This window comes from Pseudomonas sp. LAP_36 (genome assembly GCF_019456785.1).
GTDB lineage: Bacteria > Pseudomonadota > Gammaproteobacteria > Pseudomonadales > Pseudomonadaceae > Aquipseudomonas > Aquipseudomonas tritici.
Window position 1 is genome coordinate 92,325 of sequence record NZ_JAHZMS010000008.1, and the last position, 15,420, is coordinate 107,744.

The window sequence follows — 15,420 nt, forward strand, 5'->3', positions numbered from 1 at the left end:
CGTTCAATGAAATGGTGGCCACCGCCAACGAAGTCGCACGCTCCTGCAGCGCTGCCGCCACCAGTGCCGACGAAGGCTACCGCGACGTGCACGACGGCCAGCAGCACATTGGCGAAGCCACCGGCAGCGTGCTCAAGTTGAGCGAAGACCTGCAAAAGTCCACGCAGACCATGCAATTGCTGGAGCAGGACAGTAAAAACATCAACACCATCCTCGACACCATCCGTTCGATTGCCGAACAGACCAACTTGCTGGCGCTCAACGCGGCCATTGAAGCCGCGCGTGCCGGTGACCAGGGCCGAGGTTTTGCGGTAGTTGCCGACGAAGTCCGCGCCCTCGCCCGCCGCACCGCCGACTCCACCGGCGAAATCGACAGCCTGCTCGGCAACCTCGCCCGCCGCACCCAGGAAGTGACGCAGCAGATGCAAGGCAGCCTGCTGGTGTCCCACACCAGCGTGGAACGCATCCAGCAGGCCCGCGACAGCTTTGACAAGATCCGGGGCTCGGTGGACTCGATCCGCGACCAGAATACCCAGATCGCCACGGCCGCCGAAGAACAGCACCAGGTTGCCGAAGAGATCAACCGGCATATCGCGCAGATCCATGCCGATGCGCAATTGGTCGAAGAGTTTGCCCACTCGGCGCAGACCGGATCAGGGCGACTGACGGATATTTCGGGTCAGCTCAAGGGGTTGGTGGGCCGGTTCAAGTTCTAACAGGCCGGCGAGTGCGCAGAGCAACAATTTATGGCGAGCGGGCGTGCTGTGGTGAGCGGGCTTGCCCCGCGCTGGGCTGCGAAGCAGCCCCCTATAAATCCACCGAGTTAATCAAGATAGATCTCGGTGCCCGGATTGGGGCTGCTTCGCAGCCCAGCGCGGGGCAAGCCCGCTCACTACACGTTGCGTGCACCTTATAAGTATCACATCAGATCCTGGGCGACATTTAGCCACACGCCATCATCGCACCACCTGTAATAGTCTATTGCAGGACTCTAATGTACTAACTAGTTACTTATGTTTCTAAAATCGCGTCTTTGCCCTCTCACATTCGAGTCCTTTCGACATGAAACGAGCATCGCGCGCCGCTGGCGCCTCTAGATTTTTACTGCTGGGCCTGGGCGTAATCATCGCCCTGCTCGGCCTCGCGCTGGCCATCAGCGGCGTCAAACTGGTCAGCCTGGGAGGTTCCTGGTACTTCCTGATCGGCGGCCTGGCCATGGCGATTGCCGGCTTGCTGATTGCCCGGCGCAAACCGGCGGGCGCGTGGCTGTTTGCGGCTTTCCTGGTCGGCACGGCCATCTGGGCGGTGGCGGATGTGGGCCTGGTGTTCTGGCCGCTGTTCTCGCGTGTATTCATGTTTGCGGCCATCGGCATGGTGGTAGCGCTGGTCTACCCGCTGCTCGTCAATAAGCCTGCACGCGGTGCCTATGGCGTTGCCGCGGTATTGGCGGTCGGCGTGGCCGTGGCGGCGGGCAATATGTTTGTCGCCCACCCCAGCGTGGCTCCGACCGGTACCGGCCCTGGCATCACGCCGGTAGCCCCCGCCGATGCTCAGAAAGACTGGGCGCACTACGGCAACACCGAAGGCGGCAGCCGCTTCGCCGCGTTGGACCAGATCAACCGTGACACCGTCAACCAGCTCAAAGTGGCGTGGACCTACCACACCGGCGACGTGGCAATCAGCGACGGCAACGGCGCCGAAGACCAACTGACGCCCTTGCAGATCGGCAACAAAGTCTTCATCTGCACGCCGCACAACAACCTGATCGCCCTCGACGCCGACACCGGCAAAGAACTGTGGAAGAACGAGGTCAACGCCAAATCGGCGGTGTGGCAGCGCTGCCGTGGCATGGCCTATTTCGACGCCACTGCGCCGATTGCCCAGCCAAGCCAGCCCAACAGCTCGCCGATCATCGCCGCCAGCGTTCCTGCCGGCGCGCAGTGCCAGCGTCGCTTGCTGACCAACACCATCGACGCCCGCCTGATCGCGGTAGATGCCGACACCGGCAAATTCTGCGAAGACTTCGGCACCCACGGCCAAGTCGACTTGAAAGCCGGCCTGGGTAACGTGCCGGACAGCTACTACCAACTGTCCTCCGCTCCGTTGATCGCCGGTACCACTGTAGTGGTGGGTGGCCGCGTGGCCGACAACGTACAGACCGACATGCCGGGCGGCGTGATCCGTGGTTTCGACGTGATCACCGGCCAGATGCGCTGGGCTTTCGACCCGGGCAACCCGCAAGACAAGCAGGCCCCGGCCGACGGCAGCACCTATGTGCGCAGCACCCCGAACAGCTGGGCACCCATGTCCTATGACCCGCTGATGAACACGGTTTTCCTGCCGATGGGCAGTTCGTCCACCGACATCTATGGTGTGGAGCGCACCGAGCTTAACCATAAATACGGTGCTTCAGTATTGGCGCTGGACGCCTCCACCGGCGCGGAAAAATGGGTCTACCAGACCGTCCACAATGACCTGTGGGACTTCGACCTGCCGATGCAGCCAAGCCTGATCGACTTCACCCCGCCCGGCAGCGACAAGGCGGTGCCAGCGGTGGTGATCGGCACCAAGGCCGGGCAAATCTACGTGCTCGACCGCGCCACCGGCAAGCCGTTGACCGAGGTTAAAGAAGTACCCGTCAAGGCCGCCAACATCCCCAACGAACCCTATTCGCCCACCCAACCAAAATCAGTCGGCATGCCGCAGATCGGCGCGCAAACCCTGACCGAATCGGACATGTGGGGCGCCACGCCGTTTGACCAATTGCTGTGCCGCATTGACTTCAAAGGCATGCGCTACGACGGCCTGTACACCGCGCCGGGCACGGACAAATCGCTGAGTTTCCCGGGATCGCTGGGCGGCATGAACTGGGGCAGTCTTTCCACCGACCCGGTACACGGCTTTATCTTCGTCAACGACATGCGCCTGGGCCTGTGGATCCAGATGATACCGTCGCAGAACAAGGCCCTGGCCGCGTCCGGTGGCGAAGCGCTGAACACCGGCATGGGCGCCGTGCCGCTCAAGGGCACACCGTACGCGGTGAACAAAAACCGCTTCCTGTCGGTGGCCGGCATTCCGTGCCAGGCGCCGCCTTTCGGCACCCTGACCGCGATCGACATGAAGACCCAGAAAGTCGCCTGGCAAGTGCCGGTCGGCACCGTTGAAGACACCGGCCCACTGGGCATCCGCATGCACCTGCCGATCAAGATCGGCCTGCCGACCCTCGGCGGCACCCTGTCGACCCAGGGCGGCTTGATCTTTATCGCCGGCACCCAGGACTTCTACCTGCGCGCTTTCAACAGCGGCAATGGCGAGGAAATTTGGAAAGCCCGTCTGCCGGTAGGCAGCCAGGGCGGGCCGATGACCTACGTGTCGCCGAAAACCGGCAAGCAGTACGTGGTCGTCACCGCTGGCGGCGCACGCCAGTCCACTGACCGTGGCGACTACGTGATCGCTTACGCCCTGCCATAACCTCCTTTAAGCGCGGTGCTCCCCGCACCGCGCCTTCTGTTTTTGGAAAACCACGCATGACCTCCGCTTCTCACTTTGTACCCGGCTGCCTGGTGCTCGGCCTGACCCTGGGTGCCGCCCTGCCCGCTCAAGCCAGTGACACCACCCTGACCGGCGACTGGGGCGGCCTGCGCCGCGAACTCGACGAGCAAGGCATCCGCTTCACCGGCGACTACAGCGGCGAAACCGCCTACAACGCCCACGGCGGCCAACACCGCTCGGCGCGCTATTCGCAAAACCTCAAGCTCGGCGTGCAGTTCGACCTGGGCAAGCTCTACGGTTTCAACCATGGCGACCGCATTCAGGTCACGATCAATGACCGGCGCGGCAACAGCGCTTCCGAAGACCTGGTAGGCAACCGCCTGCCGATCCAGGAAAACTACGGTGGCCTCTACACCCGCCTGACCGAGCTGAGTTACGAACGCACCCTCTTCACCCCGGCACTGAACGTCAAGCTCGGCTACATGGCCATGGGCAATGACCTCGGCGGCCTGGACAGCGGCATCCTGTGCAACTTCATGAACGCCGGTTTCTGCGGGCACCCGCTGAACATGTCCGGCGGCAGCGGCTGGACCAACTACCCGAACGCGCGCCTGGGTGCGCGGGTGAAATACGACTTCTCGCCGTCCTGGCAACTGCGCGTCGCCGCGTTCAATGTGGACCCCGACAGCAATGGCGATTCCAGCCGCGCCTGGCACTTGAGCCCCAAGCACACCACCGGCACCGTGGTGCCGATAGAGCTGGTGTACAAACACGCGGGCACCCTGCCGGGCGAATACAAACTGGGCTATTACTACGACAGCTCCGACGTGAAACGCATCGGCAGCAACAAGGAGGTCAGCGGACGCGGCGGTCACTACCTGCTGATCGACCAGGCGGTGTGGGCGTCGGACTCGTCCGCCGGCCGCGTGCTACACGCCTTCGGCCAATACTCCGCTGCCAGCGCAGCGGCGTCGCCGTTCAGCAAGTGGTACGGCGCAGGCGTGGTGCTGTACAAACCGTTCGAAGGCCGGCCGCGTGACACCCTGGCTTTGGGTTATGGTCGCGCCGTACCGAACCCGCGCAGCCGTGACGTGCAGGAACTGGCCGCCGTCAACGCCGGCACGGATTATCCCAACCTGAACAATGCCGAACAGTTGATCGAACTGAGCTATGGCTACCAGGCTACGCCATGGCTGACCCTGCGCCCGGATGTGCAATACATCATCGAGCCGGGAGCGTTTTCCGGTGACAACATCGACAACGCTTTGGTGCTGGGCCTGCAGGTCAAAGCAGTCTTCTGACCCGGCTCAGTCGTCTGACGGCAACGCCCTGTTCGCCCGTTCGAGCGCAGTGATGCGCTCGACTTTCGCCCCGGAGCGCTCCGCTTCGAATTCTGACTCGAGAAACACCTTCACGATGCTCTTGGCCAGCTCGGGCCCGATCACCCGTGCACCGATCGACAGGATCTGCGCATCGTTGCTTTTGCGCGCCCGCTCGGCGGAATACGTGTCATGGGCTTGGGCCGCTCGTACCCCCTTGATCTTGTTGGCTGAAATCGCCATGCCGATGCCCGTGCCGCAAATCAACACACCCAGGCGCTGCTCACCGGCACCAACCGCCATCGCGACAGCCGCCGCGATATCCGGATAGAGCACCGGGCTGGACGAATGGCAGCCAAAGTCCTCAACCCCGTACCCCAGGCTTTCGATAAAGCGCTTGAGCAATTCCTTGAGCTCGAAGCCCGCCTCGTCGCATCCGACGGCCACCGAAAACGTCGTTTGTGCACCCATTACTGTTTCTCCACCAGACCGATCAAATGATCACTCACTGAAATTATGCACAATCATTAGCGGGCGACTGACAGGCTGCTGTCAAGGCTTATTTTGGTGAGCAAAGCGTTTAAAACTGCCATGCCACCGGAAGACGTTACGCCAGACCATTGACAAAACCGACCCAAGCGGTTTAAACATATGATCACTATCCGATCATATGATCAGGCTACTGGATAAAACACCTAATAAGAAAATCAGCAAGAGGACACACCAATGGCCCCGCCATTACTGCTCCACGCTGAACACGTTTCCAAAGCCTACGCGGGGGTTCCGGCCCTGCGCGACGGGCGCCTCTCCCTGCGTGCCGGAAGCGTGCACGCCCTGTGCGGCGGCAATGGCGCCGGCAAATCGACCTTCCTCAGTATCTTGATGGGTATCACCGGGCGTGACGCCGGCAGCATCCTGCTCAACGGCCAGCCGGTGCAGTTCGACCGCCCCAGCGCGGCACTCGCCGCTGGCGTGGCGATGATCACCCAGGAGCTGGAACCGATTCCCTACATGACCGTCGCCGAGAACATCTGGCTGGGTCGCGAGCCGCGGCGCGCCGGCTGCATTGTCGACAGCAAGGCGCTCAACCGGCGCACCCGCGAACTCCTGCAAAGCCTCGAATTCGACGTGGATGCCACCAGCCCGATGCACCGCTTGAGCGTGGCGCAGATCCAACTGGTGGAAATTGCCAAAGCCTTCAGCCATGACTGCCAGGTGATGATCATGGACGAGCCCACTTCGGCCATCGGCGAACACGAGGCGCAAACCCTGTTCAAGGCCATCCGCCGCCTCACCGAGCGCGGTGCCGGCATCATTTATGTGTCTCACCGCCTCAGCGAACTGGCGCAGATCGCCGACGACTACAGCATCTTTCGCGACGGCGCCTTTGTCGAAAGCGGGCGCATGGCCGATATCGACCGCGCTCATCTGGTACGCGGTATCGTCGGCCAGGAGCTGCAACGCATCGACCACAAAGCCGGCCGCGAATGCGCCGCCGCCACCTGCCTGGACGTCAACGGCCTGAGCCGCAACGGCGAATTCCAGGACATCAGCCTGCAACTGCGCCAAGGCGAAATCCTCGGTATCTACGGGCTGATGGGCTCGGGCCGCAGTGAGTTCCTCAACTGCCTGTATGGCCTCACCGTGCCCGACGCCGGCAGTGCCACCCTGCAAGGCCAACCCCTGCCCACCGGCACCCCGGCCGCGACGATTCGCGCCGGCATGTCACTGGTCACCGAAGACCGCAAAGACAGTGGCCTGGTGCTCAGCGCCAGCATCCTCGCGAATATCGCGCTGTCGGCCTACAAGCAGCTGTCGAGCTGGTCGGTGATCAACGCACGCAAGGAGCAAGCCCTGGCGCAAAGCATGGTCAAGCGCCTGCAGATCAAGGTCTCGTCCCTGGACCTGCCGGTGGAATCCATGAGCGGCGGCAACCAGCAAAAGGTGGTGCTCGCCAAATGCCTGTCGACCCAGCCGATCTGCCTGCTTTGCGATGAACCCACGCGCGGCATCGACGAGGGCGCCAAGCAGGAGATCTATCACCTGCTCGATGAATTTGTGCGTGCCGGCGGCGCGGCCATCGTGGTCTCGTCCGAAGCGCCGGAGCTGCTGCATCTGAGTGATCGCATCGCGGTATTCAAGGGCGGCCGCCTGGTGACCGTCAGCACCGACACCGCCCTCTCCCAGGAAGCCTTGTTGAGTCTTGCCTCATGAATAGCAAAGTCCTAGCTGCACCCGTGACCGCCGCGCCGCGCAATCGCCTGCGCCTATCCCTGGACCGCTTCGGCCTGCCGCTGGTGTTTATCCTGTTGTGCGTGGTGATGGCATTTTCCAGCGAATACTTCATGACCTGGCGCAACTGGATGGACATCCTGCGCCAGACCTCGATCAACGGCATCCTCGCCGTGGGCATGACCTACGTGATCCTGACCAAGGGCATCGACCTGTCGGTGGGTTCGATCCTGGCGTTTGCCGGCTTGTGCAGCGCGCTGGTCGCCACCCAGGGCTATGGCCTGCTGGCAGCGGTGAGTGCGGGGATGTTTGCCGGGGCCATGCTGGGTGTGGTCAATGGCTTTATGATCGCCAACCTGAGCATCCCGCCGTTTGTCGCCACGCTTGGCATGCTCAGCGTGGCGCGGGGCATGACCTTTATTCTGAACGACGGCAGTCCCGTCACCGACCTGCCCGACAGCTTCCTCGCCCTGGGTATCGGCAAGTTCGGGCCCATTGGCGTACCAATCATTATCTTTGCGGTGGTCGCGCTGATTTTCTGGATGGTGCTGCGCTACACCACCTATGGCCGCTACGTGTACGCCGTGGGTGGCAATGAAAAAAGCGCACGCACCTCCGGCATCGGCGTGCGCAAGGTGACGTTCTCGGTGTATGTGATTTCCGGCCTGCTGGCGGGCCTGGCGGGTGTGGTGCTGGCTGCGCGCACCACCTCGGCGTTGCCCCAGGCAGGCGTGTCGTATGAGCTGGACGCGATTGCGGCCGTGGTGATCGGCGGTACCAGCCTGTCGGGCGGCACCGGCAGTATCGTCGGCACGCTGTTCGGTGCGCTGTTGATCGGCGTGATCAACAACGGCTTGAACCTGCTCGGGGTGTCGTCGTATTACCAACAAGTGGCCAAGGGGTTGATCATCGTGCTCGCGGTGTTGATCGATGTCTGGCGCAAGAAAAAACGCTAAGGGGAGTGTGTGCAATGTCCAATTTCTGGAACCAGGCGTTCGACCTCACCGGCCGTTGCGCCGTGATCACCGGGGGCGCCGCCGGTATCGGCCTGGCCTGTGCCAATTTGTTGGTGGAACGCGGTGCCAGGGTGGCCCTGCTGGATCGCGACCCGGCGGTGGTGGACGTCGCCGCCAGCCTCGGCGCCGGCCACTTGGGCCTGGTGGCCGACCTGCGCCAGCTCGACTCGGTACAAACCGCCGTCGACCAGGCTGCCGCCGCGCTCGGGCGTATCGATTACCTGGTCAACAGCGCCGGCGTTGCGCTGCTGGACAAGGCACTGGAGGTCAGCGAAAACGCCTGGGACACCACCCTCGACATCAACCTCAAGGCCAGCTTCTTCGTGGCCCAGGCCTGTGCCCGGCACATGATCGAAAGCGGCGGCGGGCGCATCGTCAACCTCGCTTCCCAGGCCGCCGTGATCGGGCTGGATCGCCATGTGGCCTACTGCGCCAGCAAGGCCGCCGTGGTCGGCATGACCAAGGTGTTGGCCATGGAATGGGCGCCCCACGGCATCAACGTCAACGCCGTGTCGCCAACCATCGTCGAAACCGCCTTGGGCAAGAAGGCCTGGGCCGGTGAACTGGGCGAGCGCGCCAAATTGCAGATCCCGGTGGGGCGCTTCGCTCAGCCGGAAGAAATCGCCGGCCTGGTGCTCTACCTGGTCAGCGACGCAGCCAAGATGATCACCGGCGAGAACGTGGTGATCGACGGCGGCTACAGCATTCAGTAATCCGCTTGCTCACGAATAAGAATAAGGAAACAGCGCATGAATCGAGTGATAAACGACCCAGACCTGGTGGTCGAGGACATGCTCGCGGGCATTCTCGTGGCGCACCCGGAGCTGGTGCAGTACGAGAGCAATCCACGGGTCATCCGCAAACGTAAAACGTCACCGGCCGGCCAGGTGGGCATTGTTACCGGCGGCGGCTCGGGCCATGAGCCGGCGTTTCTCGGCTATGTCGGCCCTGGCCTGGTGGATGCGGTGGCGGTCGGCGAAATTTTCTCCTCGCCCACTGCCAAAAGCTTCTTCGATGCCTTCCGCGCTGCCGACCAGGGCGCGGGCGTGGCCTGCCTGTACGGCAACTATGCCGGCGACAATATGAACGTGAAGCTGGCGATGAAAATGGCCGCCAGCAAAGAGATGAACATTCGCACCGTGGTCGCCAACGACGACGTGGCCTCTGCCCCTGCGGCGGATATCGCCAAGCGGCGCGGCGTGGCCGGTGAAATCTTCATGTGGAAGATCGGCGGTGCCGCCGCTGCCCAGGGCTACGACCTCGACGGCGTGATCCGCGTGGCGCAGAAGGCCGTGGACCGGTGCCGCTCCATCGGTGTGGGCCTCACGCCCTGCACCATCCCGGCCGTCGGCAAACCCAACTTCCAGATCGAAGGCGGCACGATGGAACTGGGCATCGGCCACCACGGCGAGCCCGGTATCGAAGTGGTGCCGGTGGAATCCGCCGCCGCCATGGCCAAACGCATGCTCGCGCCGATCCTGGCCGACCGCGACTTCAGCGCAGACGACAGCGTCGTGGTGCTGGTCTCGGGCCTGGGCGCCACACCAGTGATGGAGCTGTACATTTTCTACGCCGAAGTCGAGCAGCAACTGCGTGCCAAAGGCCTGCGCATTCACCGCTGCTACGTGGGCAATTACTTCACGTCGCTGGAAATGATGGGCGTGACCCTGACCCTGCTCGGCCTCGATGCCGAGCTGACCACCCTGATCGACCAACCCTGCCGCTCCATCGGCATGACACAGTCGGAGTGAAGCATGAGCGAGCATTTCCTGAGCAACACCGGTAGCGCCATCGTCACCAACCTGGTGTCGATCATCGTTGCCAACCGCGAATACCTCAGCGAAGTGGACGGCGCCATCGGCGACGGCGACCACGGCATCAACATGGCCAAGGGGTTCTCGCGCTGCGGCAAGACCCTGGAAGGGCGAGACCTGTCGCTGGCCGAGGCGCTGGACGAACTGACTTTGGCGCTGATGGAGGGCATCGGCGGCTCCATGGGCCCGCTCTACGGCAGCCTGTTTATCGGCATGGCCGACGAAGTGCGCGGCCGCGACAGCATTGACGCGGCGAGTTTCGCCAGGCTGCTGCGCGGCGGCCTTACGTCATTGCAAGACATCAGCGATGCGGGGGTGGGCGACAAGTGTTTGATGGACACGTTGATTCCGGCCGTGGAGGCATTTGAACGGGCCGAGGCCAGCGGCGCTTCGTTTGCCGAAGCCTTGTGCCAGATGAAAAATGCGGCCTCCCAGGGCCGCGATTCTACCCGCGACCTGGTGGCAAAAATCGGTCGAGCCAGCCGCTTGGGGGAACGTTCCCTTGGCGTGCTGGATGCCGGCGCGGTGTCGTGCTGCCTGATCCTCACCAATCTCGCTGAATCGGTGGAGGCTCGGTTGGTGGCGTAATTGTGGGAGCGGGCTTGCCCGCGAAGGCGGTGTGTCAGTTGGCATAAATGCTGGCTGACCCATCGCTATCGCAGGCAAGCCAGCTCCCACATTGGGTTCTGCGCCTGGCCGGTCAACTGAGCACACCCCCCGCCCGCCAAGGCTGCGCGCCCCTATGCACCTAACGGCGCGTCGCATCATCCAGGGCGAGGATCGTGTAGGCATTCGACACGGTCGTCGCCAGGGTGTTGATCACGCCGGAACGCAATGCGCCGAGGGTCGCAGCCGCCTTGGTGTTCTCACTGGCAATCGCCACCACATCGGGAATACGCACCAGTTCCTGCACCGACAAGCCGATCACCCTGCCCTGCATGGCGTTGACCGCCGGCTGGCCGTGAATGTCGATAAAGTCGTAGCCCATCATGTCACCCACCGTACCGGACACCCGAGCCTGAGCAATTTCCTGGGGCGAGAACCAGCCCATGCGCACCATGTTGCTGTTCTCGCTCATGTCGCCGATGCCGATCAAGGCGATGTCGGCACGGCGCGCGCGGTCGAGGGTGGAACGCACCGTGTCGTTGTTGATCAGCACGCTCCGCAGTTCCGGGTTGGCCACCAGGGCCGGGGCGTACAGGGTTTCGCTCTCGGCGCCAAAGCGCAGGGCCAGGCGCCGGCAGATATGGTCGGGGTTCATGTATTCGCCGGCCTTGAGCGAGCCGCCAATCGCACACACAAAGGTGCAGTTGCGCGTCACCGGCAGGAACACATTGTCGGCCACCGCGCCGACATTGCGGCCCATGCCGACGGCGATGATCATGCCGTCACTGAGGGTTTTATTCAGGTAGTTGGCGACCAGGCTGGCGACGGCCGAACGCTGGGTGTCGGGGTCGCCGTGGTCGACCGCGATCAATGCACGGTCCAGCTGGAAGCGCTCGACCAGCGCCTGCTCCAGCTCAGTGTTCAGCGCCGGGTGTTGCAACACCCGCACCTCCACCACCCCTTCATCACGGGCGCGCTTGAGCAACCGGCTGACCTTGACCCGAGACAGGTCGAAGCGCTTGGCAATGGCTTCCTGAGTGATGTTGTCGAGGTAATAAAGCATGGCCACTTCGGTCATCAGGTCGATGTCGCTGGCGGCACGCTGGGCACTGTCGGTCATGGGAGCTTCCATTTACGCCACAAAAAACCATTCTCCCTAGTCTGTACGGTGCAAGTCCAGCAGCGAATAGGCCTGGCCGGCAAAGTTTCTAATGACTCTGCTGGTATTCGCGTGGCGTACAGCCGAACTCGCGACGGAACACGGTGTGCAGGTACTGCGCGGATTTGAAGCCGCATTGCTGGGCGATATCGGCAATCGCCAGGTGGTTGCCCTGCAGGCCCTTGGCGGCGTTGGCGAGCTTGAAGCGCAGGATCTCGTCATGCACGCTGCAGCCGCGCGCCTTGCGAAAGTGCGACTCCAACGATGAACGCGACACGCCGACATAGGCCGCTACCTGGGCAGTCTTGATGCCCTGGCAGGCGTATTGGCGGATAAACAGCAGCGCCTGCATCACGTAGGGATTCCCCAACGGCTGATGCAGGCTGGATGCCTGCACGTTGATCGCATCCGGCGGCACCAGCACCTGCGTGCCCTCGCAGGGCTTGCCGTGCAGCATCTGATGCAACAGGGCAGCGGCGGTGCGGCCCATGGTTTCGGTGCCCTGGATCACCGAACTCAATGGTACGCGTGTGAGGGTGCGGGTCAGCGGGTCGTTGTCGATGCCGATCAGTGCCACTTCTTCCGGCACCGCGATGCCGGCGGTGAGACAGGCTTGCAGCAGTTGCCGGGCGCGGGCGTCGGTGACAGCGATGATACCGATGGGCTTGGGCAGGCTTTGCAGCCAGGCGATTTGCTGCTCAACCGCGCTGTCCCACAGTGGCGCGCTGGTGCCCAGGCCGCGATAGATCTGCACCGGCAAACCATCCCGTTGCATCAAACGCTTGAAAGCTTTTTCCCGTTCCTGGGCCCAGCGATTGGCCTGGGCTTCGGGTAGGCTGAAACAGGCAAAGCGGGTCAGGCCAGCCTCGATCAGGTGCGCGTACGCCATCTTCATCAAGGCATCGTTGTCCGTGGCCACGTAGGGAATGCCCTTGGGGTAGGCGCGCGCATCCTCATAGGAGCCTCCCACCGCCACCACCGGCACCTTGCTCCCGGCCAGCGCTTCGCCGATCAGCGGGTCGTCGAAGTCGGCAATGATGCCGTCGCCCTGCCAGCGCTCAATGCCTTTGAGGCGGCACAGAAAGTCTTCTTCGAGGAACAAATCCCAGGACGCGCGGGTGCTGCTCAGGTAGTTGCCAATGCCGGCGATGATGCCGCGGTCATAGATTTTGCTGCCGTTGAAGAGCAAGGCGATGCGGTGCACGGGCGGTAGGGTTTTCATTGTTTTTATCCTGGGGCCGGTGGACACAGACTAGCCCCTGCCACTCAAAATCGCACCCTCCCTTGGTGATTTTCATAATCGGCAGCCCCACCGCCGTTGCTAGTATCGGGACACCGCCAAGAACAATAAGGAAAACGCCATGCCGTACTTCCCCGGTGTCGAGAAGGTTCGCTTCGAAGGCCCCAGCAGCGATGCCCCCCTCGCCTTTCGCCATTACGACGCCAACAAAATCATCCTCGGCAAACCCATGCGCGAGCACCTGCGCATGGCTGCGTGCTATTGGCACACCTTCGTGTGGCCAGGGGCGGACATGTTTGGCGTCGGCACCTTCAAACGGCCATGGCAGCGCAGCGGCGACCCAATGGAACTGGCCATCGGCAAGGCGGACGCAGCGTTTGAGTTTTTCTCCAAGCTGGGCATCGACTACTACAGCTTTCACGACACGGACGTCGCCCCCGAAGGCAGTTCGCTCAAGGAATACCGCCACCACTTTGCGCAGATGGTCGATCACTTGGAGCGTCACCAGGAACAGACAGGGATCAAGCTGCTGTGGGGCACTGCCAATTGCTTCAGCAACCCACGCTTTGCCGCTGGCGCCGCCAGTAACCCGGACCCGGAGGTGTTTGCCTACGCCGCCGCCCAAGTGTTCAGCGCGATGAATGCGACCTTGCGGCTCAAGGGTTCCAACTATGTGCTGTGGGGCGGCCGTGAAGGTTACGAAACACTGCTCAATACCGACCTGAAACGTGAGCGCGAGCAGCTCGGGCGCTTTATGCGCATGGTCGTGGAGCACAAGCACAAGATCGGCTTCAAAGGCGACCTGCTGATCGAGCCCAAGCCCCAGGAGCCGACCAAGCACCAATACGATTACGACAGCGCCACCGTGTTCGGCTTCCTGCATGAATACGGGCTGGAGCATGAGATCAAGGTGAATATCGAGGCCAACCACGCGACCCTGGCCGGGCACAGCTTTCACCATGAAATTGCCACCGCCGTGTCCCTGGGCATCTTCGGCAGCATCGACGCCAACCGCGGCGACCCGCAGAACGGCTGGGACACCGACCAGTTCCCCAACAGCGTCGAGGAGATGACCCTCGCCACCTATGAAATCCTCAAGGCTGGCGGGTTCAAGAACGGCGGCTATAACTTTGACTCCAAAGTGCGCCGCCAGAGCCTGGACGATGTGGACCTGTTCCATGGGCATGTAGCCGCCATGGATGTATTGGCCCTGGCCCTGGAACGCGCGGCGGCTATGGTCGAGAACGATCGATTGCAGCAGTTCAAGGACCAGCGCTACGCCGGTTGGCAGCAACCGTTGGGCCAGGCCGTGCTGGCGGGAGAATTCAGCCTGGAGTCGCTGGCTGAACATGCGTTTGCCCATGAACTGAACCCACAGGCCGTGAGTGGTCGCCAGGAGATGCTTGAAGGTGTCGTGAATCGCTTTATCTACCGGTGACATTTGCGCGACAAATCTCTGCACAGAGCGTCGAAGGACGCTCTACAGTTTTACCCGCATCACGCTGTGTCTTTCCAACAACAATAAAAGGACGCACCACCATGAAGTCATTCAAACGTACCCTGCTCGCCACTGCCCTGGCCCTGCTCGCCCTGCCGGTCATGGCCGACTCGGCCCACCCGAAAATCGGTTTTTCCATCGATGACCTGCGCCTGGAGCGCTGGTCCCGTGACCGTGATTACTTCGTCGCGGCGGCAGAAAAACTCGATGCCAAGGTCTTCGTCCAGTCCGCCGATGCCAACGAGCAGAAGCAGATTTCCCAGATCGAAAACCTGATCTCCCGGGGTGTCGACGTGATCGTCATCGTGCCCTTCAACGCTACCGTCCTCACCAACGCCGTCGCCGAAGCCAAGAAGGCCGGGATCAAAGTGGTGTCGTATGACCGCCTGATCCTTAACGCTGACATCGACGCCTACATCTCCTTCGATAACGAAAAGGTCGGCGAAATGCAGGCCAGCGGCGTGTTGCAAGCGGCGCCCAAGGGCAACTACTTCCTGCTCGGCGGAGCGCCCACCGACAACAACGCCAAAGTGCTGCGCGAAGGCCAGATGAAGGTGCTGCAACCGGCCATCGACAAGGGCGACATCAAGATTGTCGGGCAGCAGTGGGTGAAAGAATGGAACCCCACTGAAGCCCTGAGCATCGTCGAAAACGCCCTGACCCGGAACAACAACAAGATCGACGCCATCGTGGCTTCCAACGACGCCACCGCCGGCGGTGCAATCCAGGCCCTGGCCGCGCAGAAACTGGCAGGCAAGGTGCCGATCTCCGGGCAAGACGCCGACCTGGCCGCGATCAAGCGTGTGATCGACGGCACCCAAACCATGACTGTGTACAAGCCGCTCAAGCTGATCGCCACCGAAGCCGCCAAGCTCTCGGTGCAACTGGCGCGTAACGAGAAGCCGACCTACAGCTCGCAGTACGACAACGGCAGCAAGAAGGTCGACACCATCCTGCTCACGCCTACCCCGCTGACCAAAGCCAATATCGATCTGTTGGAGAAAGACGGGTTCTATACCAAAGAGCAGATTGCCGGGCAGTGAC

General features: G+C 62.4%; 12 protein-coding genes and 1 pseudogene. 10 read left to right on the top strand and 3 right to left on the bottom strand.

Annotated elements, in window-relative coordinates:
- Positions 1 to 179: 179 nt before the first annotated feature.
- The 3 genes and pseudogenes from JBO08_RS28565 to JBO08_RS22605 all read left to right on the top strand — a co-directional run.
- A pseudogene (locus JBO08_RS28565) lies at positions 180 to 716 on the top strand (methyl-accepting chemotaxis protein); the annotation flags it as partial.
- 346 nt (positions 717 to 1,062) lie between these two features.
- On the top strand, positions 1,063 to 3,471 hold the full coding sequence (locus JBO08_RS22600) for a glucose/quinate/shikimate family membrane-bound PQQ-dependent dehydrogenase (RefSeq protein WP_220074985.1): 2,409 nt from the start codon (positions 1,063 to 1,065) through the stop codon (positions 3,469 to 3,471).
- Positions 3,472 to 3,527: 56 nt separating this feature from the next.
- A complete protein-coding gene (locus JBO08_RS22605) occupies positions 3,528 to 4,793 on the top strand; it encodes a carbohydrate porin (RefSeq protein ID WP_065946273.1) in 1,266 nt (421 codons plus the stop codon).
- Positions 4,794 to 4,799: 6 nt separating this feature from the next.
- Here the strand turns inward: JBO08_RS22605 and rpiB are convergent, their stop codons facing one another.
- Positions 4,800 to 5,282, bottom strand: a complete 483-nt coding sequence (gene rpiB / locus JBO08_RS22610; protein ID WP_049708865.1) for a ribose 5-phosphate isomerase B — start codon at positions 5,280 to 5,282, stop codon at positions 4,800 to 4,802.
- 255 nt (positions 5,283 to 5,537) lie between these two features.
- Between rpiB and JBO08_RS22615 the strand changes: the two genes are divergently transcribed.
- Genes JBO08_RS22615 through dhaL form a run of 5 tightly spaced genes read left to right on the top strand, consistent with a single transcriptional unit; the run spans position 5,538 to position 10,461 of the window.
- Positions 5,538 to 7,025, top strand: coding sequence for a sugar ABC transporter ATP-binding protein (locus JBO08_RS22615; protein WP_065881446.1), 1,488 nt, complete (start codon positions 5,538 to 5,540; stop codon positions 7,023 to 7,025).
- Positions 7,022 to 7,999: an ABC transporter permease gene (locus JBO08_RS22620; protein WP_220074984.1), complete on the top strand. Its 978-nt coding sequence runs from the start codon at positions 7,022 to 7,024 to the stop codon at positions 7,997 to 7,999. The genes JBO08_RS22615 and JBO08_RS22620 overlap by 4 nt, the downstream gene beginning before the upstream one ends.
- A 14-nt stretch (positions 8,000 to 8,013) precedes the next feature.
- On the top strand, positions 8,014 to 8,772 hold the full coding sequence (locus tag JBO08_RS22625; protein ID WP_220074983.1) for an SDR family oxidoreductase: 759 nt from the start codon (positions 8,014 to 8,016) through the stop codon (positions 8,770 to 8,772).
- Positions 8,773 to 8,808: 36 nt separating this feature from the next.
- On the top strand, positions 8,809 to 9,810 hold the full coding sequence (locus JBO08_RS22630) for a dihydroxyacetone kinase subunit DhaK (protein ID WP_220074982.1): 1,002 nt from the start codon (positions 8,809 to 8,811) through the stop codon (positions 9,808 to 9,810).
- A 3-nt stretch (positions 9,811 to 9,813) separates the two neighbouring features.
- On the top strand, positions 9,814 to 10,461 hold the full coding sequence (gene dhaL / locus JBO08_RS22635) for a dihydroxyacetone kinase subunit DhaL (RefSeq protein ID WP_220074981.1): 648 nt from the start codon (positions 9,814 to 9,816) through the stop codon (positions 10,459 to 10,461).
- Between the two features lie 160 nt (positions 10,462 to 10,621).
- Here the strand turns inward: dhaL and JBO08_RS22640 are convergent, their stop codons facing one another.
- Positions 10,622 to 11,599, bottom strand: coding sequence for a sugar-binding transcriptional regulator (locus JBO08_RS22640; protein ID WP_049708871.1), 978 nt, complete (start codon positions 11,597 to 11,599; stop codon positions 10,622 to 10,624).
- Between the two features lie 88 nt (positions 11,600 to 11,687).
- Positions 11,688 to 12,860 (bottom strand): XylR family transcriptional regulator, encoded by a 1,173-nt coding sequence (locus JBO08_RS22645; protein WP_065876257.1) that lies wholly within the window; start codon positions 12,858 to 12,860, stop codon positions 11,688 to 11,690.
- Positions 12,861 to 12,999: 139 nt separating this feature from the next.
- Between JBO08_RS22645 and xylA the strand changes: the two genes are divergently transcribed.
- On the top strand, positions 13,000 to 14,316 hold the full coding sequence (xylA, locus tag JBO08_RS22650; RefSeq protein WP_065881449.1) for a xylose isomerase: 1,317 nt from the start codon (positions 13,000 to 13,002) through the stop codon (positions 14,314 to 14,316).
- 101 nt (positions 14,317 to 14,417) lie between these two features.
- Positions 14,418 to 15,419 carry a D-xylose ABC transporter substrate-binding protein gene (gene xylF / locus JBO08_RS22655; protein WP_065876259.1) on the top strand — a complete coding sequence of 334 codons (1,002 nt, stop codon included), beginning with the start codon at positions 14,418 to 14,420 and terminating at the stop codon, positions 15,417 to 15,419.
- The last annotated feature ends 1 nt before the right edge of the window (position 15,420 follow it).

What these genes read in the sequence shown, in the direction of transcription:
- JBO08_RS22600 (WP_220074985.1), top strand. Translation starts at nt 1,063, where the DNA reads ATGAAACGAGCATCGCGCGCCGCTGGCGCCTCTAGATTTTTACTGCTG.
- JBO08_RS22605 (WP_065946273.1), top strand. Translation starts at nt 3,528, where the DNA reads ATGACCTCCGCTTCTCACTTTGTACCCGGCTGCCTGGTGCTCGGCCTG.
- rpiB (WP_049708865.1), bottom strand. Translation starts at nt 5,282, where the DNA reads ATGGGTGCACAAACGACGTTTTCGGTGGCCGTCGGATGCGACGAGGCG.
- JBO08_RS22615 (WP_065881446.1), top strand. Translation starts at nt 5,538, where the DNA reads ATGGCCCCGCCATTACTGCTCCACGCTGAACACGTTTCCAAAGCCTAC.
- JBO08_RS22620 (WP_220074984.1), top strand. Translation starts at nt 7,022, where the DNA reads ATGAATAGCAAAGTCCTAGCTGCACCCGTGACCGCCGCGCCGCGCAAT.
- JBO08_RS22625 (WP_220074983.1), top strand. Translation starts at nt 8,014, where the DNA reads ATGTCCAATTTCTGGAACCAGGCGTTCGACCTCACCGGCCGTTGCGCC.
- JBO08_RS22630 (WP_220074982.1), top strand. Translation starts at nt 8,809, where the DNA reads ATGAATCGAGTGATAAACGACCCAGACCTGGTGGTCGAGGACATGCTC.
- dhaL (WP_220074981.1), top strand. Translation starts at nt 9,814, where the DNA reads ATGAGCGAGCATTTCCTGAGCAACACCGGTAGCGCCATCGTCACCAAC.
- JBO08_RS22640 (WP_049708871.1), bottom strand. Translation starts at nt 11,599, where the DNA reads ATGACCGACAGTGCCCAGCGTGCCGCCAGCGACATCGACCTGATGACC.
- JBO08_RS22645 (WP_065876257.1), bottom strand. Translation starts at nt 12,860, where the DNA reads ATGAAAACCCTACCGCCCGTGCACCGCATCGCCTTGCTCTTCAACGGC.
- xylA (WP_065881449.1), top strand. Translation starts at nt 13,000, where the DNA reads ATGCCGTACTTCCCCGGTGTCGAGAAGGTTCGCTTCGAAGGCCCCAGC.
- xylF (WP_065876259.1), top strand. Translation starts at nt 14,418, where the DNA reads ATGAAGTCATTCAAACGTACCCTGCTCGCCACTGCCCTGGCCCTGCTC.